Origin of the sequence: Micromonospora sp. NPDC049051 (assembly GCF_043197575.1) — a bacterium.
Lineage (GTDB): Bacteria > Actinomycetota > Actinomycetes > Mycobacteriales > Micromonosporaceae > Micromonospora.
Window position 1 is genome coordinate 48,234 of record NZ_JBICTL010000003.1, and the last position, 26,738, is coordinate 74,971.

19 protein-coding genes are annotated in these 26,738 nt (G+C 73.1%); 14 read left to right on the plus strand and 5 right to left on the minus strand.

The genetic code is table 11. The features are described from left to right. The first annotated feature begins 12 nt into the window (after positions 1–12). The 3 genes from ACGFIR_RS12485 to ACGFIR_RS12495 are packed head-to-tail and all read left to right on the plus strand — an operon-like array spanning position 13 to position 4,539. The gene (locus tag ACGFIR_RS12485) at positions 13–1,719 is read left to right on the plus strand and encodes an ABC transporter transmembrane domain-containing protein (RefSeq protein ID WP_393144807.1); all 1,707 of its coding nucleotides are present in this window, start codon (positions 13–15) and stop codon (positions 1,717–1,719) included. After that, a complete protein-coding gene (locus ACGFIR_RS12490; RefSeq protein ID WP_393144809.1) occupies positions 1,716–3,722 on the plus strand; it encodes an ABC transporter ATP-binding protein in 2,007 nt (668 codons plus the stop codon). Before ACGFIR_RS12485 ends, ACGFIR_RS12490 begins: the two co-directional genes overlap by 4 nt. A 55-nt stretch (positions 3,723–3,777) precedes the next feature. Then, positions 3,778–4,539 (plus strand): YqjF family protein, encoded by a 762-nt coding sequence (locus ACGFIR_RS12495; protein ID WP_393144811.1) that lies wholly within the window; start codon positions 3,778–3,780, stop codon positions 4,537–4,539. Here the strand turns inward: ACGFIR_RS12495 and ACGFIR_RS12500 are convergent. After that, a complete protein-coding gene (locus tag ACGFIR_RS12500) occupies positions 4,531–5,022 on the minus strand; it encodes a winged helix-turn-helix domain-containing protein (protein ID WP_393144813.1) in 492 nt (163 codons plus the stop codon). The genes ACGFIR_RS12495 and ACGFIR_RS12500 overlap by 9 nt on opposite strands. 355 nt (positions 5,023–5,377) lie before the next feature. On the opposite strand from ACGFIR_RS12500, the gene ACGFIR_RS12505 reads away from it, so the two are divergent. After that, positions 5,378–9,760, plus strand: coding sequence for a S8 family serine peptidase (locus ACGFIR_RS12505; RefSeq protein WP_393144815.1), 4,383 nt, complete (start codon positions 5,378–5,380; stop codon positions 9,758–9,760). A gap of 180 nt (positions 9,761–9,940) precedes the next feature. On the opposite strand, the gene ACGFIR_RS12510 is transcribed toward ACGFIR_RS12505, so the two are convergent. The 3 genes from ACGFIR_RS12510 to ACGFIR_RS12520 all read right to left on the minus strand — a co-directional run bounded on the left by ACGFIR_RS12510 (position 9,941) and on the right by ACGFIR_RS12520 (position 14,605). Then, entirely contained in the window at positions 9,941–10,450 is a 510-nt protein-coding gene (locus tag ACGFIR_RS12510; RefSeq protein ID WP_393007302.1) for a winged helix-turn-helix domain-containing protein, read from the minus strand. Positions 10,451–10,965: 515 nt separating this feature from the next. Beyond that, positions 10,966–12,771 carry a serine hydrolase gene (locus ACGFIR_RS12515; protein ID WP_393144817.1) on the minus strand — a complete coding sequence of 602 codons (1,806 nt, stop codon included), beginning with the start codon at positions 12,769–12,771 and terminating at the stop codon, positions 10,966–10,968. A gap of 13 nt (positions 12,772–12,784) precedes the next feature. After that, on the minus strand, positions 12,785–14,605 hold the full coding sequence (locus ACGFIR_RS12520) for a glycoside hydrolase family 3 protein (RefSeq protein ID WP_393144819.1): 1,821 nt from the start codon (positions 14,603–14,605) through the stop codon (positions 12,785–12,787). 225 nt (positions 14,606–14,830) lie between these two features. On the opposite strand from ACGFIR_RS12520, the gene ACGFIR_RS12525 reads away from it, so the two are divergent. The 4 genes from ACGFIR_RS12525 to ACGFIR_RS12540 all read left to right on the plus strand — a co-directional run bounded on the left by ACGFIR_RS12525 (position 14,831) and on the right by ACGFIR_RS12540 (position 18,390). Next, positions 14,831–15,412: an RNA polymerase sigma factor gene (locus ACGFIR_RS12525; protein ID WP_393007308.1), complete on the plus strand. Its 582-nt coding sequence runs from the start codon at positions 14,831–14,833 to the stop codon at positions 15,410–15,412. Next, entirely contained in the window at positions 15,405–16,124 is a 720-nt protein-coding gene (locus tag ACGFIR_RS12530; RefSeq protein ID WP_393144821.1) for a hypothetical protein, read from the plus strand. Before ACGFIR_RS12525 ends, ACGFIR_RS12530 begins: the two co-directional genes overlap by 8 nt. A 130-nt stretch (positions 16,125–16,254) precedes the next feature. Then, positions 16,255–16,779 (plus strand): hypothetical protein, encoded by a 525-nt coding sequence (locus tag ACGFIR_RS12535; protein ID WP_393144823.1) that lies wholly within the window; start codon positions 16,255–16,257, stop codon positions 16,777–16,779. 105 nt (positions 16,780–16,884) lie between these two features. After that, entirely contained in the window at positions 16,885–18,390 is a 1,506-nt protein-coding gene (locus ACGFIR_RS12540) for an aminopeptidase P family protein (protein ID WP_393144825.1), read from the plus strand. A 77-nt stretch (positions 18,391–18,467) separates the two neighbouring features. Here ACGFIR_RS12540 and ACGFIR_RS12545 read toward each other — a convergent pair whose 3' ends face one another. Then, on the minus strand, positions 18,468–19,850 hold the full coding sequence (locus tag ACGFIR_RS12545) for a hypothetical protein (RefSeq protein WP_393144827.1): 1,383 nt from the start codon (positions 19,848–19,850) through the stop codon (positions 18,468–18,470). A gap of 967 nt (positions 19,851–20,817) precedes the next feature. Between ACGFIR_RS12545 and ACGFIR_RS12550 the strand changes: the two genes are divergently transcribed. The 6 genes from ACGFIR_RS12550 to ACGFIR_RS12575 all read left to right on the plus strand — a co-directional run bounded on the left by ACGFIR_RS12550 (position 20,818) and on the right by ACGFIR_RS12575 (position 26,737). Beyond that, positions 20,818–21,744, plus strand: a complete 927-nt coding sequence (locus tag ACGFIR_RS12550) for an acetaldehyde dehydrogenase (acetylating) (protein ID WP_393144829.1) — start codon at positions 20,818–20,820, stop codon at positions 21,742–21,744. Next, positions 21,741–22,751 carry a 4-hydroxy-2-oxovalerate aldolase gene (gene dmpG / locus ACGFIR_RS12555; protein ID WP_393007320.1) on the plus strand — a complete coding sequence of 337 codons (1,011 nt, stop codon included), beginning with the start codon at positions 21,741–21,743 and terminating at the stop codon, positions 22,749–22,751. The genes ACGFIR_RS12550 and dmpG overlap by 4 nt, the downstream gene beginning before the upstream one ends. Before the next feature lie 101 nt (positions 22,752–22,852). Continuing rightward, positions 22,853–23,659 carry a cupin-like domain-containing protein gene (locus ACGFIR_RS12560; protein WP_393007322.1) on the plus strand — a complete coding sequence of 269 codons (807 nt, stop codon included), beginning with the start codon at positions 22,853–22,855 and terminating at the stop codon, positions 23,657–23,659. Further along, entirely contained in the window at positions 23,659–24,912 is a 1,254-nt protein-coding gene (locus ACGFIR_RS12565) for an aminotransferase class I/II-fold pyridoxal phosphate-dependent enzyme (protein WP_393007324.1), read from the plus strand. The genes ACGFIR_RS12560 and ACGFIR_RS12565 overlap by 1 nt, the downstream gene beginning before the upstream one ends. Continuing rightward, positions 24,909–25,778, plus strand: a complete 870-nt coding sequence (locus tag ACGFIR_RS12570) for an HpcH/HpaI aldolase/citrate lyase family protein (RefSeq protein WP_393144831.1) — start codon at positions 24,909–24,911, stop codon at positions 25,776–25,778. The genes ACGFIR_RS12565 and ACGFIR_RS12570 overlap by 4 nt, the downstream gene beginning before the upstream one ends. Further along, positions 25,775–26,737: an ornithine cyclodeaminase family protein gene (locus tag ACGFIR_RS12575; RefSeq protein ID WP_393144833.1), complete on the plus strand. Its 963-nt coding sequence runs from the start codon at positions 25,775–25,777 to the stop codon at positions 26,735–26,737. Before ACGFIR_RS12570 ends, ACGFIR_RS12575 begins: the two co-directional genes overlap by 4 nt. Position 26,738 lies beyond the last annotated feature (1 nt).

A 26,738-nucleotide genomic window follows, 5' to 3' on the forward strand; every position in this document is an offset into this window, starting at 1 on the left:
GTCCTGACGCCCGTGGCAGCCGACAAGATCAGCGGTGGGACCATCCTGCGCCGCGCCCTGCGCCGCCAGCGCGGTCGCGTGGTGGCCGGCACCGTGCTGCTCTGCACCCACCAGGCCACCGAGGCCCTCGTCCCGGTCGCGATCGGCGTGATCATCGACCGCGCGGTCGCCACCGGGGACGTACGGGCGCTGCTGCTCTCCCTCGCCGGCCTCGCCGTCCTGTTCACCGTCCTCGCCTTCGCCTACCGCACCGGCGCCCGCCTCGCGTACGGCGCCCTGGAACAGGAGGCCCACCTCCTGCGGGTCGAGATCGCCAGGAGCGCCCTCGACCCGCGCGGGAACCGCTCGGGCATGCGCGACGGTGAACTGCTCTCCGTCACCGCCTCCGACGCCGAGTTGGCCGCGCTCGTCGTGCGGGTCGCGGGGCTCGGCGCCGCCGCGCTCACCGCCGTCGTGGTCGCGGCCGCCGCGCTGCTCGTCGTCGACGTCCCGCTCGGGCTCGGGGTGCTCGTCGGCGTACCGCTGGTGGTCGTCGCCCTGCAACGGATGGCCCCGCTGCTCAGCCGGCGCAGCGCGTCGCAACAGGAGACCCTCGCCGCCACGACCGCGCTCGCCGTCGACCTCGTCACCGGCCTGCGCGTGCTGCGCGGCATCGGCGCCCAGGACCACGCCGCACGCCGGTACGCCCGCGCCAGCCGCCACGCCCTCGACGTCACCCTGCGCGCCGCCAACACCAAGGGCCTGCACCTCGGGCTCACCACCGCCGTGAACGGCCTCTTCCTCGCGGCGGTCGCCGGCGTCGCCGGCTGGCTCGCGATCCAGGGCCGGCTCACGATCGGCGAACTCGTCGCCGTCGTCGGGCTGGCCCAGTTCGTCGCCGAGCCCGTGCAGACCCTCGGGTACTGCGTGCAGATTCTCGCCATGGCCCGCGCCTCCGCCGGGCGGGTCGCCCGGGTGCTCGGCGCCGAGCCGCTCACCCGCCCGGGCACCGCCGGCCCGCCGGCCCCGGCCCCGGCGCGGCTCGTCCTCGACACGATCGGGCACGCCGGGCTCGACGGGCTGTGCCTGCGGGTCGACGCGGGGGAGGTCCTCGGCGTGCTCGCCCACGACCCGAGCGACGCCGAGGCGCTGGTGGCGCTGCTGTCCGGCCGCGTGCCCCGCGAGGACTACCGGGGCACGCTGTACCTCGACGGCGTGCCCGCCGAGGAGCTGCACGTCGACGCCGTACGGAGCATCCTGCTGGTCGAACCACACGACGTGGCGTTGTTCGAGGGGACGCTGCGCGCCAACATCGCCGCCGGCACCGCCGCCGACGAGGCGGTCCTGCGTGCCGCCGTACGGGCCGCGGCTGCCGAGGACGTGCTCGCCGCGCACCCGCACGGCATCGACCGGCTGCTCATCGAGCGGGGGGCGAACCTCTCCGGCGGTCAGCGGCAGCGGGTCGGGCTGGCCAGGGCGCTCGTCGCCGACCCGCCCGTACTGGTGTTGCACAACCCCACCACGGCGGTCGACGCGGTGACCGAGGCGCTGCTCGCCGAAGGGCTGGCCGGCGCCCGCGCGGCGGCGGCCCGCGGCACCGTGCTGATCACCAACAGCCCGGCCCTGCTGCGGGTCACGCACCGCGTGGCCGTCATCGACGGCGGGCGGGTCGTCGCCGAGGGCCCGCACGAGCAGCTGCTCGCCGGCGACGCCCGCTACCGGGAGGAGGTCCTGCGATGACCGACGGGTCGACCACGCGCGGCGCCGGAACCAGGCACCTGCTGCCCACGGCCACCGCCCGCCAGACCTGGGCCGCCCTGCGGGCCGAGTTCGCCCGGCTGCCCGGGCTCAGCGTCGCCGCGAGCACGTTGCTGGTCGCCGCCGCCGCGACCGGGCTCGTCGCACCCTGGGTGCTCGGCCGCCTCGTCGACGACGTCATCGCCGGCACCGACACGCCACGGATCGTGGCCTGGGCGGGCGTGATCGCGGGCGCCGCCGTGCTCGCCGGCGTCCTCACCGCGATCGGCGCCGCGCTCACCGCACGCCTCGGCGAGACCGTGCTGGCGCGGCTGCGCGAGCGGGTTCTCGACCGGGCCCTGCACCTGCCGTCGGCCACGTTGGAGCGGGCCGGCACCGGGGACCTGGTGGCCCGGGCCGGCGACGACGTGGCCGTGGTGACGAACGTGATCGCCACCAGCGGCCCGGCCTTCCTCGGCGCGCTGCTGTCCGTCGTGCTGACCGCGGTGGGGCTCTTCGCCCTGGACTGGCGCCTCGGCCTGGCCGGGCTGGCGGCGGCCCCCGCCTACGCGTTGGCGCTGCGCTGGTACCTCGGGCGATCGGTGCCGTACTACGCGCGCGAACGGGTGGCGACGGGCGAGCGGACACAGGTCATGGCGGGGGCGTTGCGCGGCGCGGCAACCGTGCGCGCCTACCGGCTGGAGGACGCGCACGTCGGTGGGATCGCCGACCGGTCCGCCGCGGCCCGCGACCTGTCGTTGGAGATCTTCAACCTCCACACGCGGTTCGGGCTGCGGCTCAACCGGTCGGAGTTCGTGGGGCTCGCCGCCGTGCTGCTCGCCGGCTTCCTGCTGGTACGCGACGACCTGGCGACCGTGGGAGCGGCGACCACCGCCGCGCTCTACTTCCACCGCCTGTTCAACCCGATCGGCCTGCTGCTGCTCCAGTCGGACAGCGTGCTCCAGGCCGGCGCCAGCCTCGCCCGGCTCGTCGGCGTCACCTCGCTGCCCGACGCCGCCTCGCCGGACGCCGCCACTGTCGGCTTCACCTCGCTGCCCGACGCCGCCTCGCCGGACGCTGCCGCTATGGGCGTCGCGTCGCCCGACGCCGCCACTGTGGGCGTCGCGCCGCCCGACGCCGCCTCGCCCGACGGCTCCGGGCCCGTTCGGCCCCGGCGGTCGGTGGGCCCGGGCGGCCCCGAACCCGCGGCGCTGGAGGTGGTCGTCGACCGGCACCGCTACGACGACGGCCCCGTCGTGCTGCGGGACGTCACGCTGCGCCTGGCGCCCGGCGAGCGCGTGGCTCTCGTGGGCGCGAGCGGAGCGGGCAAGAGCACGCTCGCCGGCATCGCCGCCGGAATCATCGCGCCCACCCGGGGCGCCGTCCGCCTGCGCGGCGTACCGCTGACGGAACTGGACGAGCACCACGTCCGCCGCGAGATCGCGCTGATCAGCCAGGAGGTGCACGTCTTCGCCGGAACGCTCGGCGACGACCTGCGCCTGGCCAACCCGGACGCCACCGCCGCCGAGGTGGGCGCCGCGCTCGACCTCGTCGGCGTCACCGACTGGCTCCGTACGCTGCCCGACGGGCTGGACACGTGCGTGGGGGAGGGCGGGCGGCACCTCACCGCCGCCCAGGCCCAGCAGCTCGCCCTGGCGCGCCTGGTCCTCGCCGGACCGACCGTCGCGGTGCTCGACGAGGCCACCGCGGAGGCCGGCAGCTCGGGCGCGCGCGACCTCGACCGCGCCGCCACGGCCGCCACCGAGGGCCGTACCACCCTGATCGTCGCCCACCGGCTCAGCCAGGCGGCCACCGCCGACCGCATCGTCGTCATGGCGCACGGGCGCGTCGTCGAGCACGGCACGCACGAGCAGTTGCTGGCGGCCGGGGGCGGCTACAGCGAGCTGTGGCGTTCCTGGCGCACACCCGACCCCGTGATCCCGAAGGAGCGCGACGGCGGGGAGCCCGCCGGCCATCGCCCGCGGCTGGACGTGGCGCCGGGCTAGCGCCGCCGACCAGCCGGGCGCGTGGCGTCGTGCCGGCACCGGGCATGATGGGTACGTGGACACCGAGCCGGTCGAGGCCGCACCCGAGCAGGCGTTCCCACGGTCGATCCTGCGGCAGCGCTGGGACGACCTGACGTTCCTGCACTGGGCGGTGGAGCCGGCGGTCGTCGCCCCGCTGTTGCCCCCGGGAACCCGGCCCGACACCCTCGACGGGGTCAGCTACGTCGGCCTGATCGGCTTCCGGATGGTCGGGTTGGGTTTCGGTCGGGGACCGGGGGTGCCGTACTTCGGCAGCTTCTGGGAGACCAACGTCCGGCTCTACTCGGTCGACGACACCGGCCGGCGCGCCGTGGTGTTCCGCTCGCTCGACGCGTCGCGGCTGGCCGCGGTGCTGGTGGCCCGGGCGACCCTGCGCCTGCCCTACATGTGGTCGAGGATGCGGCTGGAGCGCGACGGCGACCATTACACCTACCGGTGCCGGCGTCGTTGGCCCGGCCCGGCCGGCGCGACCAGCCGGATGGTGGTGCGGGTGGGGGAGCCGATCGCCGACCCCACCCCGCTGGAGCACTTCGTCACCGCCCGATGGGGGCTGCACACCCGGGCGTACGGGCGGACGCTGCACCTGCCGAACTGGCATCCCCGCTGGCCGCTGCACCGGGCGGAACTGGTGCACCTGGACGACGAACTCGTGGCGGCCGCCGGGCTGCCGGCGCCCGACGGGGCACCGGTCAGCGTGCTGTATTCCCCGGGCGTCCCGGTCCGGTTCGGCCCACCGGTCACGCGCGGCCGGGCTGCCCAATTCAGGCAGTCATCCTGATCCGCCGACCCTCGGCCGCTGGTGGTCGGTCAGCCGGAACCCGACGCCGCGTACCGCGTCGATGGCCACCCCGGTGCCGAGTTGGTGCAGCTTGCGGCGCAGCCGCTTGACCAGGGACTGCACGTCGGCCCTGCGTTCGCGCCCCTCGTCCCGCCAGACCGAGCGGTGCAGCTCGGCGTAGCTCCACGCCCGAATCGGCTCGGTGGTCAGGCAGGCGAGCAGGTCGTGTTCGAGTCGCGTCAGAGCGACCTCGCGGCCCCGGCTGCGGGCTGTCGAACGGGCGGAGTCGATCAACAGCGCGTCGTCGGCGGCGACCGGCGTGCCGGCGGACGCCCGCGCGTCCGGCTCCGGGGCAGGCGGTGGCGGGGCCGCGATCAGCCTGCGCAGCTCGTCGAGGTCGGCGACGAGCAGCAGCGGCGCGACGCCCTCCAGCCGTTCCGCCAGTCGTATCCGCTCGGCCGGCGACGGCGTCACCGCGATCACCAGCGGAAACGCTTCTTCGGCCGGACCTGGACCGTCCGGCGCCGTGCTCTCGTCACGTGCCCCCACAGCACCCACCCGGAAACTATGGGCAGCCTCTGCCCATCTTCGTCATGGTCCTGACAGATGTTGGCAAGCTCCCCATTAGCCGGCCAACAGCTAGTGACAAATTGCTTACGGCAAGTTCTTGATCGTCCATTCTTGTCGATCATAGTGTCCAGACGGGCAGCCGGCGCGACCCGCGCGGTGCCTGGGGGGCATGTAGGGGTCGGATCCGGATCATCCAAACGGACCCGGGTCCCTGCACCCTCCACCATGGCTCGTTTCACTCTGGGTCGTTCTGGAGGAGGCACCACCGATGTTCACACGTCCACCCACGAGGCGCTTAGCCAGATCTCTGGTCAGCGCCGGCGCGGCGATCGTCCTCGCCGCGACGGGTCTGGCCGCGACCGGGGCAGGCGCACAGGCCGCCCCGTCCGACAAGATCCGGCCGGAGCTCACGAACGCGCTCCAGGGCAAGACCGAGGGCGACTTCTGGATCCGCTTCAAGGACCGGGCGGACCTGAGCAAGGCCGCCGCGATCAAGGACTGGGACAAGCGCGGCACCGCCGTCGCCGAGGCGCTGAAGAAGACCGCCGCCGACAGCCAGTCCAAGATCCGGGCCGAGCTTGATGGCTCCGGAACGAAGTACGAGACCTTCTGGGCGACCAACGCGATCAAGGTCAGCGGCGGTTCCCTGACGATGGCGCAGAGCTTCGCCGCGCACGCCGAGGTCGAGGGCCTGTACGCCCCGGTCGCCTACGAGGTGCCCGAGGTCACCAAGGGCACCGACGAGAAGACGGTGAACGCCCTCGAGTGGGGCATCGCGAACATCAACGCCGACGACGTCTGGTCCCAGTACGGCGTCAAGGGCGCCGGCATCACCGTGGCGAACATCGACACCGGGGTCCAGTTCAACCACCCCGCGCTGGTGAACTCCTACCGGGGCAACAACGGCGACGGCACGTTCGACCACAACTACAACTGGTTCCGTGCCACCGGCTCCTGCGCCGCGCCCTGTGACACCAACGGGCACGGCACGCACACGATGGGCACGATGGCCGGCGCCGACGGTGCGAACCAGATCGGCGTGGCCCCCGAGGTGAAGTGGATCGCGGCGAACGGCTGCTGCCCCAGCGACGCCGCGCTGGTCACCTCCGGCCAGTGGATGCTCGAGCCGACGGACCTCAACGGCCAGAACCCGGACGCCAGCAAGCGGCCGAACATCATCAACAACTCGTGGGGAACCACGCTGCCCTCCAACGACCCGTTCATGGAGGACGTGACGCTGGCCTGGACCGCGTCCGGCATCTTCGGCGTCTGGTCGAACGGCAACAGCGGATCGGCGTGCCAGACCAGCGGCTCCCCGGGCAGCCTGGTCAGCAACTACTCCGCGGGCGCCTACGACGTCAACAACAACATCGCCAGCTTCTCGGCGCGCGGCGCCGGCCAGAACGGCGAGATCAAGCCCAACATCGCGGCGCCCGGCGTGAACGTCCGGTCGAGCATTCCGGGCAGCAGTTACGCCAGCTACAACGGCACCTCGATGGCCGCCCCGCACCTCGCGGGGGCGATCGCGCTGCTGTGGTCGGCCGCGCCGGCGCTCGTCGGTGACGTCACCGCCACCCGCGCGCTGCTGGACAACTCGGCGATCGACAAGGCCGACGCCCAGTGCGGCGGCACCGCCGACGACAACAACGTGTTCGGCGAGGGCCGGCTCGACGCGCTCGCGCTGCTCAGCAGCGCCCCGATCGGCGACACCGGCACGCTGGCCGGCAAGGTCACCGACGCGGCCACCGGCGCCCCGATCGCCGGTGCCACGGTGAGCCTGACCGGCGGGGCCGACCGCGAGCTGACCACCGGCGCGGACGGGACCTACTCGTCGCTGCTCCCGGTCGGCGACTACCAGGTCGCCGTGGCGGCGTTCGGCTACCAGGCGAAGACCACGCCGGCGGCGGTCGCCCGCAACGCGACCACGACGGTCGACGTGGCGCTGACGGCGGTGCCGAGCGTCACCGTCAGCGGAACCGTCACCGACGGCTCCGGGCACGGCTGGCCGCTCTACGCGAAGGTCACCGTGGAGGGTCAGTCGGGCGTGTCCGACTACACCACGCCCGCGAACGGCCGCTACAGCCTCAAGCTGCCGGCCGGCAGCACCTACAGCCTGAAGGTCGAGCCGCAGTACCCGGGCTACCAGACGGTGACCAAGCAGGTCGTCGTCGGCACGGGCAACGCCACGGCCAACGTGGCGGTGCCGGTGCAGACCAACGCCTGCACGACCGCGCCCGGCTACCGCTTCGGCTCGGACGGCGAGTACGAGACCTTCGACGGCAACACCGTGCCGGACGGTTGGTCCGTGGTGGACCACGCCGCGAGCGGCCAGGTCTGGAAGTTCACGGACGAGGGCGGCCGGGGCAACCTGACCGGCGGCACCGGCAACTTCGCGATCATCGACAGCGACGAGTACGGCTCCGGTGGTAAGCAGGACACCTCGCTCGTCAGCCCGGTCGTCGACCTGACCGGCGTCACGGCACCGGTCATCCGGTTCAACCAGGACTACAACTGGCTGGGCAGCGACCGTGCCGACGTCGACCTCAGCCTCGACGGCGGGACCACGTGGACCAACGTGCTCCGGCAGGCGGCCGACGTCCGTGGCCCGAAGGTGACCGAGATCGCCATCCCGCAGGCCGCGGGCCAGGCCCAGGCGCGGGTCCGGTTCCACTACTACGACGCCTCGTACGAGTGGTGGTGGTCGGTCGACAACGTCCTGATCGGCAGCCAGCTCACCTGCCAGCCGATCGACGGCGGCCTGGTGCTGGGCCACGTCCGCGACAAGAACAACAGCGGCTACGTCAACGGCGCCACCGTCACCAGCGACGACCGCCCGTCGGAGAAGGCCACCACCGTGGCGACCCCGGACGACACCGAGCTGGCGGACGGCTTCTACTGGCTGTTCTCGACGCTGACGGACACCCACCCGTTCACCGCCCGGGCCGGCAGCTACGTCAGCCAGAGCAAGTCGGTCGACGTCCAGGCCGACTGGGCGACCGCGGCGAACTTCCAGCTGGCCGCCGGCCGCCTGTCGGTCAAGCCGGCCCAGGTGACCGGCTCGGCCCGGATGCCCAGCGGCAAGGTCACCAAGTCGTTCACGGTGACCAACACCGGCGGGGCCCCGGTCTCCGTCGAGTTCAGTGAGCGGGCCGGCGGGTTCGAGCTGCTGCGGGCCGACGGGTCCCGGCTGAGCAAGCAGGAGGTGCTCGGCTCCCAGGGCGCGCCGGTGCAGCGGCTCGAGGTCCCGACCTCGTTCGCGGCGAAGAGCTCCGGCATGTCGACGACGGCGGCGTCGCCCGCGGTCGGGCCGCAGGCCGCGCCGTGGACCGACATCGCCAACTACCCGGCCGTGGTGATGGACAACCGGGTGGTCAACCTGGGCGGCAAGGTGTACTCCATCGCGGGTGGCACCGGCTCGGCGTCCTCGGCGAAGAACTACGCCTACGACCCGGTCGCCCAGACCTGGACGGCGATCGCCGATCTGCCCGGTGCGCGTACCGCCATGACGGTGGGCGTCGTGGACGGCAAGATCATCGCGACTGGCGGTTGGGCGGCGGCCGGCCCGGACGGCACCACCTGGTCGTACGACCCGGCGGCCAACACCTGGACGGAGAAGGCCGACAACCCGGCGCCGCGCTCGGCGGCGGGCCAGGCGGTCGCGGGCGGCAAGCTGTACGCCGTCGGCGGCTGCACGACGTCGTCCTGCACGCCGATGTCGAACGACGTCGTGCGCTACGACCCGGCCAACGACAGCTGGGAGACCCTGGCCGACTACCCGAAGTCGGTGGCCTTCCTCTCCTGTGGCGGGATCGACGGCATCGTCTACTGCACCGGAGGCAACGACGGCTCCGCGTCGCAGAAGGCGAGCTACGCCTACGACCCGGGTGCCAACAGCTGGACGGCCATCGCCGACGCGCCGGCCGACAACTGGGGCAGCTCGTTCGCCGTGGCCAACGGCAAGTTCCTGGTCGTCGGCGGCTCGCAGGGCGGTGCCATCACCAACGTCGGCTTCGCCTACGACCCGGCCACGGCCTCGTGGTCGAGCCTGCCGAACGCCAACACCGCCCGCTACCGTGGCGGCGCGGCGTGCGGCTTCTACAAGGTCGGCGGCTCCTCCAGCGGCTTCACCGCGACGCGGGACAGCGAGGCGCTGCCCGGCTTCGAGGAGTGCGCCGCCAGCAGCGCCGACGTCAGCTGGATGACGATCGACAAGACGTCGGCCACCCTGGCGCCGGGCGAGGCCGTCACGGTCAACGTCGCCATGTCGGCGAACGTGGACCAGCCCGGCACCTACACCGCCTCGGTCGCCATCAAGGAGAACACCCCGTACACGGTCGAGCCGGTCGCGGTCACGCTGAACGTGCTGCAGCCGACGACCTGGGGCAAGCTGATGGGTACGGTCACCGGGACGAGCTGCCAGGGTGCCAGCTCGCCGATCGCCGGTGCCATCGTCCAGGTCGACTCGTGGGCGATGTCCTGGACGTTCGCCACGGACGCCGAGGGCAAGTACGCCTACTGGATGGACCGGCGGAACAACCCCTTGACGATGATCGTCGCCAAGGACAACTGGAAGCCCCAGACCCGCCAGACGAAGATCAACACCGCCACCCCCACGGTGGAGGACTTCGCGTTGTCCCCCGTCCGCTGCTGACACCCGTCAGCTGACAGCTCCGGCCCGCCTGGTCCACGACCAGGCGGGCCGGACCGCGTCCGGGCCCCGCGGGCGCGCTGCTCGGGAAGCGGCGCTCAGGAAACGGCGCTCGGGGAAACGGTGCTCGGGAAGCGGTGCTCAGGTCGCGGTGCTGACGTCGCGGTGCTCGGGAGGCGGTGCTCAGATCGGGGCGAGGCGGAAGCCGACCCCGCGGACCGCGTGGATCGTCGCCGAGGCGTCCAGCCGGGCCAGCTTGTGCCGTACCCGGCGGACCACCGAGTGCATGTCGGAGCCGCGCCCGAGATGCACGTTGCCCCAGACCTCGAGGTGCAGCCGTTCGTAGGTCCACACCTGCCCCGGGGCGCCGACGAGGCACCGCAGGAAGTCGTGCTCGAGCCGGGTCAACGCGACCTCGCGGTCCCGCCAGCGCAGCACCCGCCGGTCCGAGTCGACGCGCAGGCCGGTCGGCGGCGGTGTCACGGCGCGCTCCACGGATTCCGCCGTCGCGCCGAGCGCGGGCGCGGCCGGCGGCGCGGCGTGGGGTGTCCCCGCCACCCCGAGGAACGTGCGCGCCTGATCGACGCTCGAGACGATCAGAAACGCCTCGGTGCCGCCGAGCAGCCCTGCGAGCTGCCTGCGTGCGGCCGGCGAGGAGGCGATGCCGATGGCCAAGGGAGCCACCCCCCTCATTCCCACCCCTTCCTGTTCCCACCCACCCGGGAGACGAGTTCCGTCACGACGCCCATCGATCGGCGCCCTGACCCTAGTGGTGGCTCGTCTCGCTCCGGTTAAGATCAGTGACACGTTGTCGACCATGAATTGCTTGCGTTCGGTGGGGCCGGTCGGGGTGTGACCGTTCGGGCTGACTGGCCCCGTCCACCCGGATGTGTCCTCCCGACCGTCGCGGGTCGACGGCCGACGATGCGGGGCCTGCGCGGTCCGCCGCCGATCGGCCAGGCGCCCCGGCTGGCAGGGGCGGTGCGCGTCAGACCTGGTGTGCCGTCACACCTGAACGCCCGCCGGTGATCCGGGTCGCGGGGCGTCCGGATCCACCGCCGCGACCCGCGCCCCCGAACCCGCGGCCGACCAGCAGCGCGGCCCGCCGTGGCTCTGCCGGTGGGTGGCCCCGGCGGCCCGGTCCCGGGTCGCCGGCCGGGCGGTCGCCCGGGCCGGCCACCGGACCGGGACCGGAGCACGTCGAGATGTCAGGCACGGGCGGGCGACCAGCCGACGGGAACGAGCCGGGTGGCGTCGGCGCCCTCGCCCTGGAAGAGCGAGCCGTGCCGGTCCCACGCCACGATCCGGTCGACGTAGACGCCCCGGCCCTGGCTGGAGGCGTCGGTGGTGCTGCTGAAGCGCAGGTGGGTGGCGCCGTCGGGCAACTCGACCGAGGCCTGCCACCAGACCCGGCCGCCGTAGCCGGTGACCGTGCCGTCGCTGGTCCAGCGCCGGTCGGCGTGGCGCAGCAGCATCCGTGCCGTGGCCCAGGTCGCACCCCCGTCGGTGGAGACCTCGAACCGGGCGCTGTCGTAGCGGGGCTCGGTGTCGTACCAGAGCAGGAAGGTGGCCGTGCCGCCGTGGGCCGCGCGGCGCAGCGGGGCGGTGAGAGTGAGCGCCGCGCTGTCGCGCGGGTCGGCGCGCCAGGCCTCGCGGGAGCGGGGCCGCACCGGCATCGCCTCGGCGAGGTCGCGCGCGACGGCGCGGCGGGCGACGTTGTTGCTGCCCCAGCCACGGTCGGGATGCACCCGGTTGCTGAGCAGGATGACGAACGAGTGGGAGAGCGGGTCGACCACGATCGACGTCCCCGTGAAGCCGGTATGCCCGAACGCCACCGGGGAGGAGAGCCCGGCCATGTACCAGTGCTTGTCCAGTTCGAAGCCCAGCCCACGATCGCTCTCGGGGTAGGCCTGCTCCAGCGGGGCGTTGTGGTTGACCAGCATCGCGCGCACCGTCTCGGGGCGCAGGACCCGTCGCCCGCGGTACTCGCCGCCGTTGAGCAGCGCCTGGCAGAGCACGGCCAGGTCCGCGGCGGTGGAGAACACCCCCGCGTGCCCGGCCACGCCGCCGAGCGACCACGCGTTCTCGTCGTGCACCTCGCCGTGGACCATGCCCCGCCCGGCGTACGGCTGGTACTCGGTCGCGGCGATCCGGGACCGTCGCTGCGGTCCCGGGTTGTAGCCGGTGTCGGCCATGCCCAGCGGCGTGGTGACGCCCTCCGCGACGAGCATGTCCAGCGGCCGGCCGGCCACCCGCTCGACCAGCACGCCCAGCGCGATCAGCCCGAGGTCGGAGTAGACGTAGCGGGTACCGGGCTCGACCCCGGGGGTGAGCGGCGTGGCGAGCGCGGCGGCGAACCGCTGCGCCGGCGTCGGGTACCGGCTCCACAGGGGCGTGAACGCGGGCAGCCCCGAGGTGTGGGTGAGCAGCATCCGTACGGTGACCGCCTCCTTGCCGCCGGCCGCGAACTCCGGAACGTACCGGGCGACCGGCGCGTCGAGGTCCACCCGCCCCCGCTCGACCTGCTGCATGGTCACGACGGCGGTGAACAGCTTCGACACCGACGCCAGGTCGAAGATGGTGTCGGGGCGCGCCGGGATCTGCTCGTCGGCGGGGAGTTCGACCCCCACCAGCCCGGGCGGCGGCCCGACAGCGGCGTACTTGACCGCGGAGCCCACGGCGGCGTGCTGGACGACCACGCCGTCCTTCGCGGCCAGGACCACGGCGCCGGCGTACGCGGGATACCCGGGGTGGTCCGGTGTCGGTTCGAGGTACGCCGCCAGGTCGGCGGGCATGCGGTCCACGTGTTCGGGCAGCAGGCCGACCTCGCGGGCGTGCCCGGGGCGCAACGTGTCGTGCCGGAAGTGGATGTCGGCGGGGGTGACGACCGGCGGCGCCGGATCGGCCGGGGGCGGCGCGGCCCCGGCTCCCGTGGCCGGAAGGGTCGCGCCCAGGACGGCCACGGCCAGGCCGAGCGCCAGCGGGCGGAGCGTGGGTGGGCACAGCGACGACATCGTGGGTTGCCTCCTACCAGCTCGTGCCGTGGCCGTAGGGGTAAAGCACGGTGCCCGAGCCGTCGGCCGTGGGGATCGTGACGGGCAGCCGTCCACGGGGGGACAGCTCGCCGTGCAGCGCACGGACGAGGGCGTCCATCGCCGCCCGCGTGTACGAGTAGGTCGCCAGGTAGGTGCTCACGCCCGGCAGGTACGCGACGTCGTAGGGATCGCGTACCGCGACCACCACCACGGGCCTGCCGGTGGCGAGCAGCGCGGCGACGAGACGCTGCTGGGTGCCGCGTGGATCGGTGACGGTCGTGTCCCACGCCTTGTTGGTCAGCACGACGGTGAGATCGTGCTCGGCGGCCAGCGCCGCCGTCGCGGCGATGGTCTGGTCCGAGGGCAGGATCGCGGGCCGGGGGGTGGCCCGGGCACCGCGGGCGGCGAATCCCTCGGCGACGGTCCTGACCGGGGTGAAGGCGGCGCTGTCCCAGCCGGTGACCAGCACCGACCGTTGCCCGGGGGCCAGTGGCAGCAGGCCCGCGTCGTTGCGGACCGCGGTGAGCGTCGGGTCGGTGACCCGGGCCACGGCGGCGAGGTGCGCGGGCGCGCCGACCGTGCGTACGGCCTGCTCGACGTCGACCAGCGGCGACCCGGCCAGCCCCTGCCGGTACTTCAAGGCGAGGATGCGCCGGACCGACTCGTCGATCCGCCGCTCGGTCAGCTCGCCGGTGGCGACGGCCCGCAGCACCGCGTCGCGGGCCAGCCGCAGGTCGGGCGGCATCAGCAGCTGGTCGGCGCCGGCCTTGAGCGCCAGCACGGGCACCCGCTCGTCGCCGTACCTGCGTCGCACGCCGGCCATGTTCAGCGCGTCGGTGACGATGACGCCCTGGAAGCCGAACTCGCCGCGCAGCACGCCGGTGAGGATCGTCGGCGACAGCGTGGCCGGGTCGCCGGAGGGGTCGAGCGCGGGTACCACGATGTGCGCCGTCATGATCGACTCGACGCCGGCGCTGATCGCCCGTCGGAACGGCGGGGCGTCGATGCGGTCCCACTCCTGCCGGCTGTGGTCGATGACCGGCAGGTCGGTGTGGCTGTCGGTGGCCGTGTCGCCGTGGCCGGGGAAGTGCTTCGCGACGGCGGTCACGCCGGCGGCGTCCTGGAAGCCGGCGACCTGGGCGGCGGTCAGGTCGGCCACCAGGGTCGGGTCGGCGCCGAAGGACCGTACGCCGATCACCGGATTGCCGGGGTCGACGTTGACGTCGGCGATCGGCGCGTACGGCTGGTGGATGCCGACCGCGCGCAGTTCGCGCCCGGTGATCTCCGCGGCCTCGCGCGCGGCCCGGGGCGACCGCCCGGCGCCCAGGGCCATCGACCCGGGGAACTGCGCGGCGGGGGCGGGCATCCGCAGCACCACGCCCTGCTCCTGGTCGGTGGAGATGAGCAGGGGAACCCGCCCCTTCGCACCGTCGCCGACGGCGGCCCGCTGCAACCCGTTGGACAGGGTGGCGATCTGGCGCGGGCTGTCGAGGTTGTGCGACCACGAGAAGTAGCAGACGCCACCGAGGTGGAACTGGTCGACGACCTCTGCCGGCGTCTCGACCCCGAAGGCCGCGCGGTTGGCGGCGCGGTCGGCGGCCGAGGGGCCGGTGGCGTCGTTGCCGTAGACGTAGGTGGCGAAGAGCTGGCCGACCTTCTGGGCCAGGCTCATGTGCCGCAGCGTGGAGGTGACCCAGCCGTGTTCACCGGCTGGCGGGCGCGGGGGCTCGGCGGCGGCCGGGACGGATGGCGGGGCGAGGGTGGCCGACAGGGTGGCCACCAGGACGGTCACGGTTGCGAGTCGGGCCTTCATCGACGACGACCTCTCAGTCCGGATGGCTGAAACTTAGCTACACATCGATGAATCGTCAAGAAGGTTTGCTACAAGCGTGCGAGGGTCGCCGACCGTTCCGTCGTGGCCGACTCCGCTGGCACCGCCGACCTGTACCGGCGCGATCCGGCCGGGTCGCGGGAGGATGCCGACCGGATGCGGAATTGCCCGCGGCGGTACCGGAACCCGCGGGGCGCGGGCGGTGTCATGAATGCGTCCCCACCGGAGGTACCCCTGAACGACGAAGAGTTGGTCACCCGCGTCCGGGCGGGCGACCTGACGGCGTACGAGGTCCTGGTCGCCCGGCACACCGCGTCCGCGTACCGGACGGCGGTGCTGCTCGGCGCGGGTCCGGACGCGGAGGACGTCATGCAGGAGGCGTTCGTGAAGGGCCATCGCAAGATCTCCCGCTACCGGGGAGAGTCCTCGTTCCGGTCCTGGCTGCTGGCGATCGTGGCCAACGAGACCCGCAACCTGCACCGCTCGCGCAGCCGACGCGACGGACTCGCCCTGCGTGCCGCCGTGGCGGACCCGCGTACGGAGGCCGGCGCGGACATCGCCGTCGAGACCGTCCTCGCCGGGGAACGCCGTACCGCCCTGGTGCGGGCCCTGCGGCTGCTGCCGGTGCGCGACCGCGAGGTGATCGTGTGCCGGTTCTTCCTCGACCTCAGTGAGGACGAGACCGTGGCCGTGCTGGGCTGGAAGCGCGGCACGGTGAAGTCGCGGACCTCCCGCGCCCTGGCGAAGCTGCGCGGCCTGCTCGACGTCGCGGAGGTGCGCCATGGATGACCTCGAACGCGAACTGCGCGAACTCTCCGCGTGGCTGCGCACGCCCGACCCGCCCGACGTGACCGCCCGCGTACGCGCCCGGCTCGCCGCACCCGCGCCGCGGCGCCGCCGGTGGCGTCTCTTCCTCGCCGCGGCGCTCACCGCCGTGGTCGTCGCGGTGCTGCCACCGGGCCGGGCCGCCCTCGCCGACGCCGCAGCCGGGCTGCTGCGCTTCGCCGGGATCGCGATCGTCACCACGCCCGCGCCGGTGTCGCCCACCGGTACCCCGTCGCCGTTGCCGTCGCAGCGGCCCGCTGCCGTGAGCGAGGCGCAGCGGAAGGTGCGCTTCCCGATCCGCGTGCCGGCGAAGCTGGGCCCGCCCGAGCAGGTGTTCGTCGCCGACCCGGACGCTTCGGGCGCCCACCGGGTGGCGACCCTGCTCTATCGCGGGGGAGCACTGCGCATCGACGCCTTCGACGGCCGTCTCGACCTCGCCTTCCACAAGGGGACCAGCGCGACGGGAGTCAGCTGGGTCCAGGTGGACGGCGAATTCGGCGTCTGGGTCGAGGCCCCGCACGAGGTGGCCTACGTGGACCGCGCCGGCGCCGTCCGGGTGGAGACCGCGCGGCTCGCCGCGTCGACCCTGATCTGGCAGATGGACGGCGTGAGCTACCGGATCGAGGGCGACCTGACCCGGCCCGAGGCGATCGAGGTCGCCCGGTCACTGCGCTGAGCGGTGCCCACCGCGCCGGGCGCGCACCGTCAGTCGTCGCGCTGCACGCCGGCGGGTCCGGTCGGGAACCCGGGGGAGCCGGCCGGTGTCCCGACAGTGGTTCCTTTGCGAAGTCGTCGGGAGGCGTGACATGGGTTCAGGACGCAGGGCGTTGCTGGGGACGGTGCTCCTGTTGGCGGGGTGTGCGACAACGACGGCGCCGCCGCCCCGGCAGGTCGGCCCCCCGGCCGGGACGGCGTCGGCGAGCGCGGCGGGTGTCCCCGCCGGCTGCGGCTCCCGGGTCGAGACGGGGCCGCTGCCCGACTGGGCGGACGCCGGATTCAGCGGGAGCACCCGGATGCCGCACGTCTTCGGCTTCGGCGGCGAGATCGTCGCGGTGCTGTTCGGGCACCCCCTCGCGCACTCCAGGAAGGTCGGGACGAACAACAAGATCCTCTGGGTCGCCCGCCCCGCCCCGACGTCCCCCGCCGCGGCCACCCGGGATCCCCTCCGGATCACCGCCACTCTGGACGGTACCGGGACCCGGGTGACCCGGGAGGTGGACGGCGGCCCGGGTCCCTCGATCATCGACATGCCGCAACCGGGCTGCTGGCGCCTCGAACTGCGCTGGTCGGGGCGCACCGACGTGATGGATCTCGTCTACGTCGACGGCTAGGCCGCCCGGCACCCGGGCCGTCCGCCGCGCCCGCGCCGGCAGGGGAGGGCGTCGGGGCCTCGGCAGCTTTGCCGAGGCTCCGCGGCGCGTGGCAGGATATCGACCATGACAAGCGACGAGCAGGTGAAAGCCAGCCACCGCAACACCCCGACGAGCGACGCGTTCCGCGCGTTCATCGCCTCTGGTTGGGCCAGCCCGGACGCGGCACCTGTCCCGCGCGCGGAGGTCGCCGACCACGCGGCCCGTCGGCGCGCGGCCTTGTCACGGCGGTTCCCGGGAGAGCGCCTCATCATCCCGGCCGGTGGCCTCAAGGTGCGCAGCAACGACACGGACTACACCTTCCGCCCGCACACGGCCTTCGCCTGGCTGACCGGTCTCGGGTTCGACACCGAGCCCGACAGCGTCCTGGTGCTGGACCCGAAGCCCGACGGCCACGAGGCGATCCTGTTCTTCCGGCCGCTCGCCCCGCGCGACAGCGAAGAGTTCTTCGCGGACTCCCGGTTCGGTGAGTTCTGGGTCGGGCCCCGCCCCACGATGCTCGAGATCGAGCAGCGGCTGGGCGTCTCCACCCGGCACATCGACTCGCTGCCGGACGTCCTGGCCAAGGACGCCGGCGCGACGGTGGTGCGCGTCGTACGGGGGGCCGACGGCGGGCTCGCCCGGCTCGTCGACGAGACCCGCGCCCAGGCGGAGACCCTCGCGTCGGTCACCCAGCAGCACGAGGCCGACGAGGAGTTGGCCCGCCACCTCTCGGGGATGCGACTGTGCAAGGACGAGTGGGAGGTGGGCGAGATGCGCAAGGCGATCGCCGCCACCCACCGGGGCTTCGAGGCGATCATCGCCGGGCTGCCCGAGGCCGTCGGCAAGGAGCGCGGCGAGCGGTGGGTCGAGGGCCTCTTCGGCCTGTACGCCCGCCACGACGGCAACGGGATCGGTTACGAGACCATCTGCGCCTCCGGCGACCACGCCAACACCATCCACTGGACGAAGAACACCGGGCCGGTCCGCGAGGGCGACCTGATCCTGGTCGACGCCGGTGTCGAGGTCGACTCCCTCTACACCGCCGACATCACCCGCACCCTCCCGGTGAGCGGCCGCTTCACCGACGTCCAGCGCAAGATCTACGAGGCGGTCCTCGAGGCCCAGGAGGCCGGCCTGGCGGCGGTGAAGCCGGGCAACAAGTTCAGCGACATCCACGCCGCCGCGAACGTGGTCATCGCCCGGCGGCTCCACGAGTGGGGGCTGCTGCCGGAGGGGGTCACCCTCGAACAGACCCTGGACCGCGAGAGCGGCGGCTGGCACCGGCGGTGGATGGTCCACGGCACGTCCCACCACCTCGGCATGGACGTGCACGACTGCCAGATGCTGCTGCGCCAGGACTACACGGACGGCGAGCTCAAGCCCGGGATGATCCTCACGGTCGAGCCCGGCCTCTACTTCAAGGCCGACGACCTGCTGGCGCCGGCGGAGTTCCGCGGCATCGGCGTCCGTATCGAGGACAACGTGCTGGTCACCGAGGACGGTCACGAGAACCTGTCCTCGGCCATGCCGCGTACCGCCGACGACGTCGAGGCCTGGATCGCGCGGGTGCGCTCCGGCACGGGCGCCTGAGCCCGCTCACGGCCTGCCGGCCGGCACGTGCGGGCGCTCGACGCCGCACGTGCCGGCCTTTCGGTCGGTGACCCGCTTCAGCCGCCGTGGAAGGCGCAGCCGATCCTCGCGCCGCCGGCCATGCTGACCACCCCGACCCCCGGATCCGTGCTGCCGCGTACGAGGCAGCCGGCGTATCCGTCCTCGTCGACGAGGTCGCGGTCAGCCAGGTAGACCCCCCAGTTCAGGTAGAGGTCCGTCACGCCGCCGGCACCGTCGGGAAACGGCTCGGCGGCCGGCTGGACGCGCTCCTGCAGCACGTACGGGCCGTCGACCGCCGCGTCGAGCCGGGCCTGCCACTCGTCGCCGCTCACCGTCCAGCCGGCGAGGACGCCGTTGCCGCCGTGCAGCAGCGTCGGCTTGAGGACCAGCTCCTCCCGCCGGGCGCGGGCGTAGGCGAGCAGGTCGACCTCGGTGCCCCCGGGATCGGTGCCGCGCGGGCGTACGTGCCGGGTCCACGGCAGGAGCCGGTTGATGCAGGCCAGCTCGTCGGCGTCGAACAGGCCCCGGTGCCGGTCGTCGGAGAGCATGGCCAGGGTGCCCTTGTTGCCGTACAGCTCGGCGTCGAGGCGGCTGAACAGGCCGACCTTGCCCTGCTCGACGGCGGCCAGCAGCGGTTCGACCTGGGGCGTCACGGCGGGGTCGGCCAGGTCCTCCGGCAGGAAGTACCGCAGGACGACGTCGACGGGTCGGCCCGCCACGGTCGGCCGGCCCTGCGGGTACGTGAACTGGCCGAGGTGGCAGCCGATCGCCTCGATGCCGTGGTCGGTCAGCATCTCGGCGAGGACCTCGAGCCGGGACCCCACGATCGGGTAGTTGTCGATCGTGTCCACCACGGCGACGACGGGTGGCCGGTCCGTCGGGATCATCGCGGCGCACTCCGCGTACATCGTCCGCACGATGCAGTCGAGCGTGTCGCGGTACCGCAGCCGGTGCCGGTCGGCGAACTCACGCAGCGGCGGGTACGCCAGCATCGCCCGGTTGATGTCGGCGGTCTCGAAGCCGCCGAGCGCGCTGGTGACGTTGAATTCGAGCAGGCGGAACCCCGCGCCGTCGTGGTAGAGGTCGGCGCGGCCCAGCGGCACGAGCGACCCGACGCGGGCGCCGCGCGTGATCAGCGCCGTCTGTAGGGGATCCATGCCGACGGCTGCCGCCAGCGCGGTGAGGTCCCCGTCGAACACCCGCTCCGGCAGGGCGCGCAGCAGGTCGTAGACCGTGCGCAGGTCCCGGGCGAGGGCGCGGCTCTCGGCGTCGTCGAGGAAGGCGGGGCCGCTCATGAACCGGTCCCGGTACGGCTCGAGGGTGCTCGCGTCCCGGGCGGCGGCGGCCGGGTCGTCCGTGTCCGCGCTGCGGGCCAGGTGCTCGGCGTACGCGCGGCCCAGTGGCGACCTGCTCACTGCGGGCGGCCGGGTGGTCGTCATGTCGTGTCCTCTCGGGGCGGGTGGCGCGTCCGGTTCCGCTGGGAGGCGAAACCGGCAGGGGTGCGGCTCATCCGTCGCCGGTCGAACAGGACCGACGACGACTCATTTCGTCCTCTTTCGATCTGCCGGCCCACCGCCGCCGACAAATGACCGGACCGTCCAGAATTGCCAGCGCGGTGGGCTGACGAAGATAGTCGCAAATGGTGGCGAGGGCGTCGATGGCCAGTGCCACCGGTGCGGCCGGCGGATCGGGGACCCGCCGGAGAGCGGCGCGGGCCGCGCGGTGAAGCGCCAGGTGGGAGTCGTACGGACTGCCCGGAGGCGCCCCGATCGCGGTGACCCGTGGACGATTCGTCCCGGCCACCGTGGAGTTCTGTGACGATTTGCACTCCAGGGTGGACTGTCGTGAGAGTGACGCAACAGCCAGGTCCACCTGGCGGGGCCATCTGATAGCTTCGATGCCGGCTGGGCGGCACGGCGACGTGGGCGCAATGGCCGCATTGGTTGTCGCGCATGTAGACGGGAGCTTCTTCGGTTATCACGTCGAGACTTCTGAGATCACGCTATATGTCCGATTGTTGCTCGACGCCCCGGCATTTCCGGTCGACCGGAATACGCCGACCGACTCCCCGTCACGACCTGTCCCGACATATCCCGGCACCCGCCCGGCGTACCCGTCTCCCGGGACCCGCCCGCTGTGGCGCCCCGGGGGTGGCCCGCGCCGCGACGGGCGTCGCGAGGCCCTGCGGCGTCCGGGCCGGCACGGGCCGGCCGGCGGCACCCGGCACACCGGCCCGGTACGCCCGTGGCGCCGGCACGACCTTCGCCGCAACCACCGCGCAATCCGAATGGTGAGGAGGACGCACATGAGAACCCACGACCCGGACGCCGCGAGCCACGCGACCCGCGCCCGGCGGTCCTCCGTCCGGCTGCCGGCCGACCGGCTCCGGCGCCCTGGGGGCACGTCGTGACCCTTCCCGCCGACGTGACCGACGCCGCCCCCACCGTCGAGCCCGCCACCGTCGCCGTCATCGGCACCGGGGCGATCGGCCAGGACCTGATCAGCAAGATCCACCGATCCCCCCTGCTGGACTGCCGCCTGGTGGCCGGACGCAACCCGGCCTCGGCGGGACTGCGCCACGCCGAGCGACTCGGCTGCCCCGTCTCCGCCGCCGGGATCGACGCCGTGCTGGCGGCCGGCGACGCGTTCGACGTCGTCTTCGACGCCACCAACGCGGCGTCGCACCTGCACCACTGGTCGTTGCTGGAACCGCTCGGCATGCTGGTGGTCGACCTGACGCCCAGCAGGGCCGGGCAGATGGTGGTGCCGACCGTGACCGGCGTGGCGGCGACGACCGGGCGAAACGTCAACCTGATCAGCTGCGGCGGCCAGGCGTCGATTCCGGTCGCCCACGCCCTCGCGGCCCGTTTTCCCGTGCGCTACCTCGAGGTCGTCTCGACGGTGGCCAGCGACGTGGCCGGCCGCGGCACGCGGTTGAACCTCGACGAGTACGTGGCGACCACCCGCCACGCCATCACGACGTTCTCGGGCGTACCCGAGGTCAAGGCGATCCTCAACATCAGCCCGGCGGTGCCGCCGGCGACCTTCCGGACGGCCGTGCACGCGCGGATCCCGGGCGCCGACCCGGCCGCGGTGCGCGCGGCGGTCGACGAGGCGGCCGAGCAGGTGCGCTCGTTCGCCCCCGGCTACACGGTGACCGCCTGCACGGTGGTCGACGACCGCGTCACGGTCGCCCTCCAGGTCACCGCGCACAGCGACGTGCTGCCCCGGTACGCCGGCAATCTCGACATCATCAACTCGGCCGCCATCCTGGTCGCCGAGCAGCACGCGGCCCGGCTGGGCCGGACCGCCGGGGCGGAGGCGGTCCGATGAAGAACGTCGTGGTCCACGATCCGACCCTGCGCGACGGCCAGCACGCGGTCCGCCACCAGCTCGGGGCCGTGGCCCTGCGTCGCTACGCGGAGGCGGCGGACGCGGCGCGGATCCCGGTGGTGGAGGTCGGGCACGGCAACGGTCTCGGCGCGTCGTCCATGCAGGTCGGCCAGGCCGCGGTGAGCGACGACGAGATGCTGTCGACGGTCCGCGAAGCGCTGCGGCACAGCCGGATGGGCGTGTTCATGCTGCCCGGCTGGGGCACCTCCGATGACCTGCGGCGGGCCATCGGCCACGGCGCCGACGTCGTCCGCATCGGGGTGCACGCCACCGAGACCTCCCTGGCCGAGCGTCATCTGGAGGTGCTGCGCGAGGCGGGCGCCGAGGCGCACTGCGTGCTGATGATGAGCCACATGGCGTCGCCCGCCCAGCTGGCCGAGCACGCGGCGCAGGCCGTCGGCTACGGCGCGCAGGCGGTCGGGATCATGGACTCGGCGGGCCACTTCCTGCCCGCCGACGTCACCGCGCGGATCGGTGCCATCGCCGCGGCGGTCGACACGCCGGTGATCTTCCACGGCCACGACAACCTCGGCATGGCCGTCGCCAACTCGGTGGCGGCGGCGGAGGCCGGCGCCGGAATCATCGACGGTTGCGCGCGGGGGTTCGGCGCCGGGGCGGGCAACACCCAGCTCGAGGTGCTCGTCCCCGTCCTGGAGCGCAGCGGGTTCGCGACCGGCATCGACCTGTACGCGCTCCTCGACGCCGCCGACCTCGCGGAGCGCGAACTGATGCCCGCGCCGCCGGTCACCGCCTCGATGTCCATCGTGAGCGGTCTGGCCGGGGTGTTCTCGGGATTCAAGCACCAGGTGGTCGAGCTGTCCGGCCGTGCCGGTGTGGACGCGCGTGACGTGTTCTTCGAACTCGGTAGGCGGCAGGCCATCGCCGGCCAGGAGGACCTGATCGTGGACGTGGTGGCGGAGTTGAGCAGCCGCAGGGCCACCACGTGACCGGCCGCGTGACGCGGCCCTCAGCAGTGAGGAAGGGCGACATGGGAGTTTCGGACGCAGTGTCCAGGGCGAACGTTTCGGCGGCCGTACCCGTGGCCCGCATGACGTTCGACGAGTTCATGGCCGTCGGCCCCGGCGGCCTGTTCAAGGCCGACGTGCCCGTGGTGATCGCGTTGCCGGACGACGTGCGGGGGCTCGGCCGGGAGGGGGTGGCGAGCCGGCTGGCCGACATGACCGTCACCCTGTTCACCGAGCCGGGCGACAAGAACCACCCGGGGCGCTGGGAGACCCGCGACATCAAGCTCCGCGACTTCTTCGCCGACGAGCGCCACCTGAACACTCCGGGCACGTGGCACCGGGTGGTGTCGAACATCCGCAACAGCCCGGCGGACGTGAACGCCGTCATCGGCTTCGAGGCGGACAAGTTCTTCGGCTACGGCGACTCGCTGTACGCGGCGAACCTGTGGATCAGCCACCGTGGGGTGTTCACCAAGAACCACTTCGACGAGTTCGAGAACTTCAACGTCGCGCTGGAGGGCCGCAAGCGCTTCATCATCGCCCCGCCCGGCTCCCGCGAGTACTACCCGCGCTCGGTGCTGCGCGGGTTCGGGGACAAGTCCAAGGTGTTCGACCTGGACAACGTCGACCTGGCGCGCTTCCCGAGGGTGGCGCCGAAGCTCGCCCAGCGCCGCGACTTCGTCCTCGAACCGGGCCACATGCTCTACCTGCCGCTCGGCTGGTGGCACCAGGCCGAGTCGCTGGACGAGATGAACATCAACGTCAATTTCTGGCTGAAGTCGAAGAAGATCCTCCGCAGGCCGCACGCACTCGGCGTCGCGCTCTACACGTACGCGTACCGGAGGGTCAAGGGTGTCTACAGCTACAAGCCCACCGAGGTGAACTCCTGATGAGCGAGCGCAAGACCATCACCCCCACCCACCGCTACCGCAACAACGACAAGCTCATCGGCGTGGGGAACGCCTTCTGGAACATGTCCGAGGAGCACGGGGTCGCCGGCATCGTCGGCGACCTCTCCGACGGCGTCTTCCGGATGGCGGACGGCCACGAGTTCGTCAACTTCACCGTCTGCTCCTACCTGGACCTGGACACCCATCCCAAGGTGATCGACGGGGCGGTCGCCGCGCTGCGCCGTTTCGGCGTGCTGGACCACTGCATCCCGCGTACCCGCGTGCAGACGTCGGTGCTGCTGGAGCTTGAGGAGTCGCTGGGCGAGCTGTTCGACGCGATGGTGATCAGCGCGATCTCCACGGCGGCGGCCAGCACCGGCCTGCTGCCGCTGATCGCCTCGGGCCACCTCGGCAACGGCACCCGCCCGCTGATGGTCTTCGACAAGAACGCCCACGTGTCGATGGCCAACGCCAAGCCGAGCTGCGCCGACGAGACCGAGGTCGTCACCTGCCGCCACCACGACCTCGACTACCTCGAGGACATGTGCCGCACCTACGAGCGTGTCTGCTACGTCGTGGACGGCTCGGACAGCCTCGGCGGCTACGCGCCCGTCGAGGAGCTGGCCGTGTTGCAGGACAAGTACAACATGCTGGTCTTCTACGACGACTCGCACTCGCTGTCCGCGTACGGCGAGCGGGGCATCGGCTACGTCCGCTCGCACTGCCCCGTGCGGGACGACCGGACGATCACCGTCGCGACCCTGAGCAAGGGCTTCGGGGCGGGCGGCACGGCGATCCTGCTCGACGGCTTCCCCAAGGAGACGCGGCGGATCGTCGAACGCTTCGCGGGCCCCCTGGGCTACTCGCAGAAGATGAACGCCGCCGCCGTGGGCGCCGCGCTCGCCTCGGCGGAGATCCACCGTACGGAGGAACTCACCCGGTTGCAGGGGCGGCTGCGGGCCAACATCGCGCTGTTCGACTCGCTGCTGGCCACCGAGCAGTCCGGCAGCACGTACCCGATCCGGGTGGTGCCGATGAGCGACGAGACGGTCGTCGAGGCGGCCCAGCGGGTCTTCAAGGCCGGGTTCTACACCTCGCCCGTGTTCTTCCCGATCATCGCCCGTGGAGCCGCCGGCCTGCGGGTCATGCTGCGCGCGGGCCAGACCGAGGAGCAGATCACCAGGCTGTGCTCCGTGCTCGTGGAGGCAGGCGCCCGCCCGGCGGCGGCGCTGCCCGAGCAGGTGCTCCGGTGAGCGGCGGCGCGCGGGCGATCCCGCGCAGCATCCTCTACACGCCGGCGCTGTCGCTGGACCGGGTGGTCAAGGCGTGGTCGTACGACGCGGACGTGCACCTGATCGACCTGGAGGACTCGGTGCCGGCGGCCGAGAAGGCGGCCGCGCGCGTCGTGTGCCGGGCCGCCCTGGAGAAGGCGCCACGGCCGGAGAACGTCGCGGTCCGCATCAACCAACTGGGCAGCGTCGCGGCGGTGCAGGACCTGGTGGCTCTCGTGGAGTGCCCGGTACGGCCCGGCATCGTCATGATGACGATGGTGACCTCGGCGGCCGAGGTGGCCCTGCTGCGTCAGATCCTGGCCAGCGCGGACGCGTACCCGGAGATCTACGTGACGGTGGAGACCGTGGAGGCGGTCGCGGAGACCGACGCGATCGCCGGGGCCAGCGACGGGCTGGTCCTCGGCTCGGCCGACCTGGCCGCCACGCTCGGGGTCGAGATCAGCTGGGAGGCGATGCTCGCCGCCCGGCAGGCGATGGCGCTGGCATGCGCGCGGTACGGCACCGCCTGCATCGACACCGCCAACTTCCGGCTCGCCGAACCGGCCGTCCTGGCCGAGGAGACCGCCCGGGTGCGGGCGCTGGGCTTCCACGGCAAGGCGACGGTGCACCCGGGCGAGCTCGACGAGATCAACCGGGTGCTGCGTCCGCAGGCCGACGACCTGCTCCTGGCGCGCAGGGTGACCGAGGCCGTACGCGCGGCCAGCGGCGGGATCGCCGTGCTGGACGGCAACATGGTCGGCCCGCCGTTCGCCCGGATGGCCCGCGACACCGTGGCGCGCGAGGACGCCTGGGCGGCCCGGTTCAGCACCGGCGGAGCTGCCGGATGACCGGGCCCGTGACGGTCGACGCCGCGCAGATGGCGGGTACCCCCCAGCTGGTGCGGGTGATCGACACCCTCGGCGAGATGTTCGCGGACCTCGCCGCCGGCCGGACCGACTCCCCGGCGCGTACTGTCATCGAGCACGGTCCCCAGCGGGTCCTGCTGGTCAGCCCCGCGGTCTGGGAGCGGCGCGGGGTCGGCAGCGTGAAGATCACCACGCTGACCCCCGACAATCCCGGTCGCGGCCTGCCGCTGATCCACGGGGTCGTCGCGCTCACCGACCTGACCACGGGGCAGATCACGGCCCTGCTGGACGGCGCCGAGCTGACCGCCGTGCGCACCGGCGCGGTCGCCGCCCTGGCGACCCGCTGGTGTGCCGCCGAGGACGCCGAGGACCTCGCGGTCATCGGCGCGGGGGTGCAGGCGCGGGCCCTGGTGCGCGCGGTGGCGGCGGTGCGCCGGATCCGCAGCGTACGGGTGTTCTCCCGCACCAGGGACCGGGCCGAGCAGTTCGCCGACTGGGTCCGGGACACGGTGTCCCACCCGGTGCACGCGAGCGTCTGCGACAGCGCGAAGGCCGCCGTCGCCGACGCGGCCGTCATCTGCACGGCGACCTCGACCAGCGACAACACGCCCCTGGTCGAGGCGGACTGGGTGGCGCCCGGCGCGCACGTCAACGTGATCGGTGGCACCCACCCGGACGCGATCGAACTCGACCCCGCCCTGCTGGCCGGGGCCGTGGCGATCGTCGAGGAGCGGACCGCGGCGTTGGAGGGCGCCGGCGAGGTGCGGGCCGCCCTGGCCGCCGGCCTGATCGGCGTGGCCGACCTGCACGACCTGGGCACGCTGGTCACCGGCGGGGTCCGCGTCGGCGGACGGACCTCCGTCCTGCGTACGGTCGGGATGGCCATCGAGGACACGGCCGCCGCCGTGGCGCTGCACGAGGGGGCGGCGGCCGTGGCGTAGG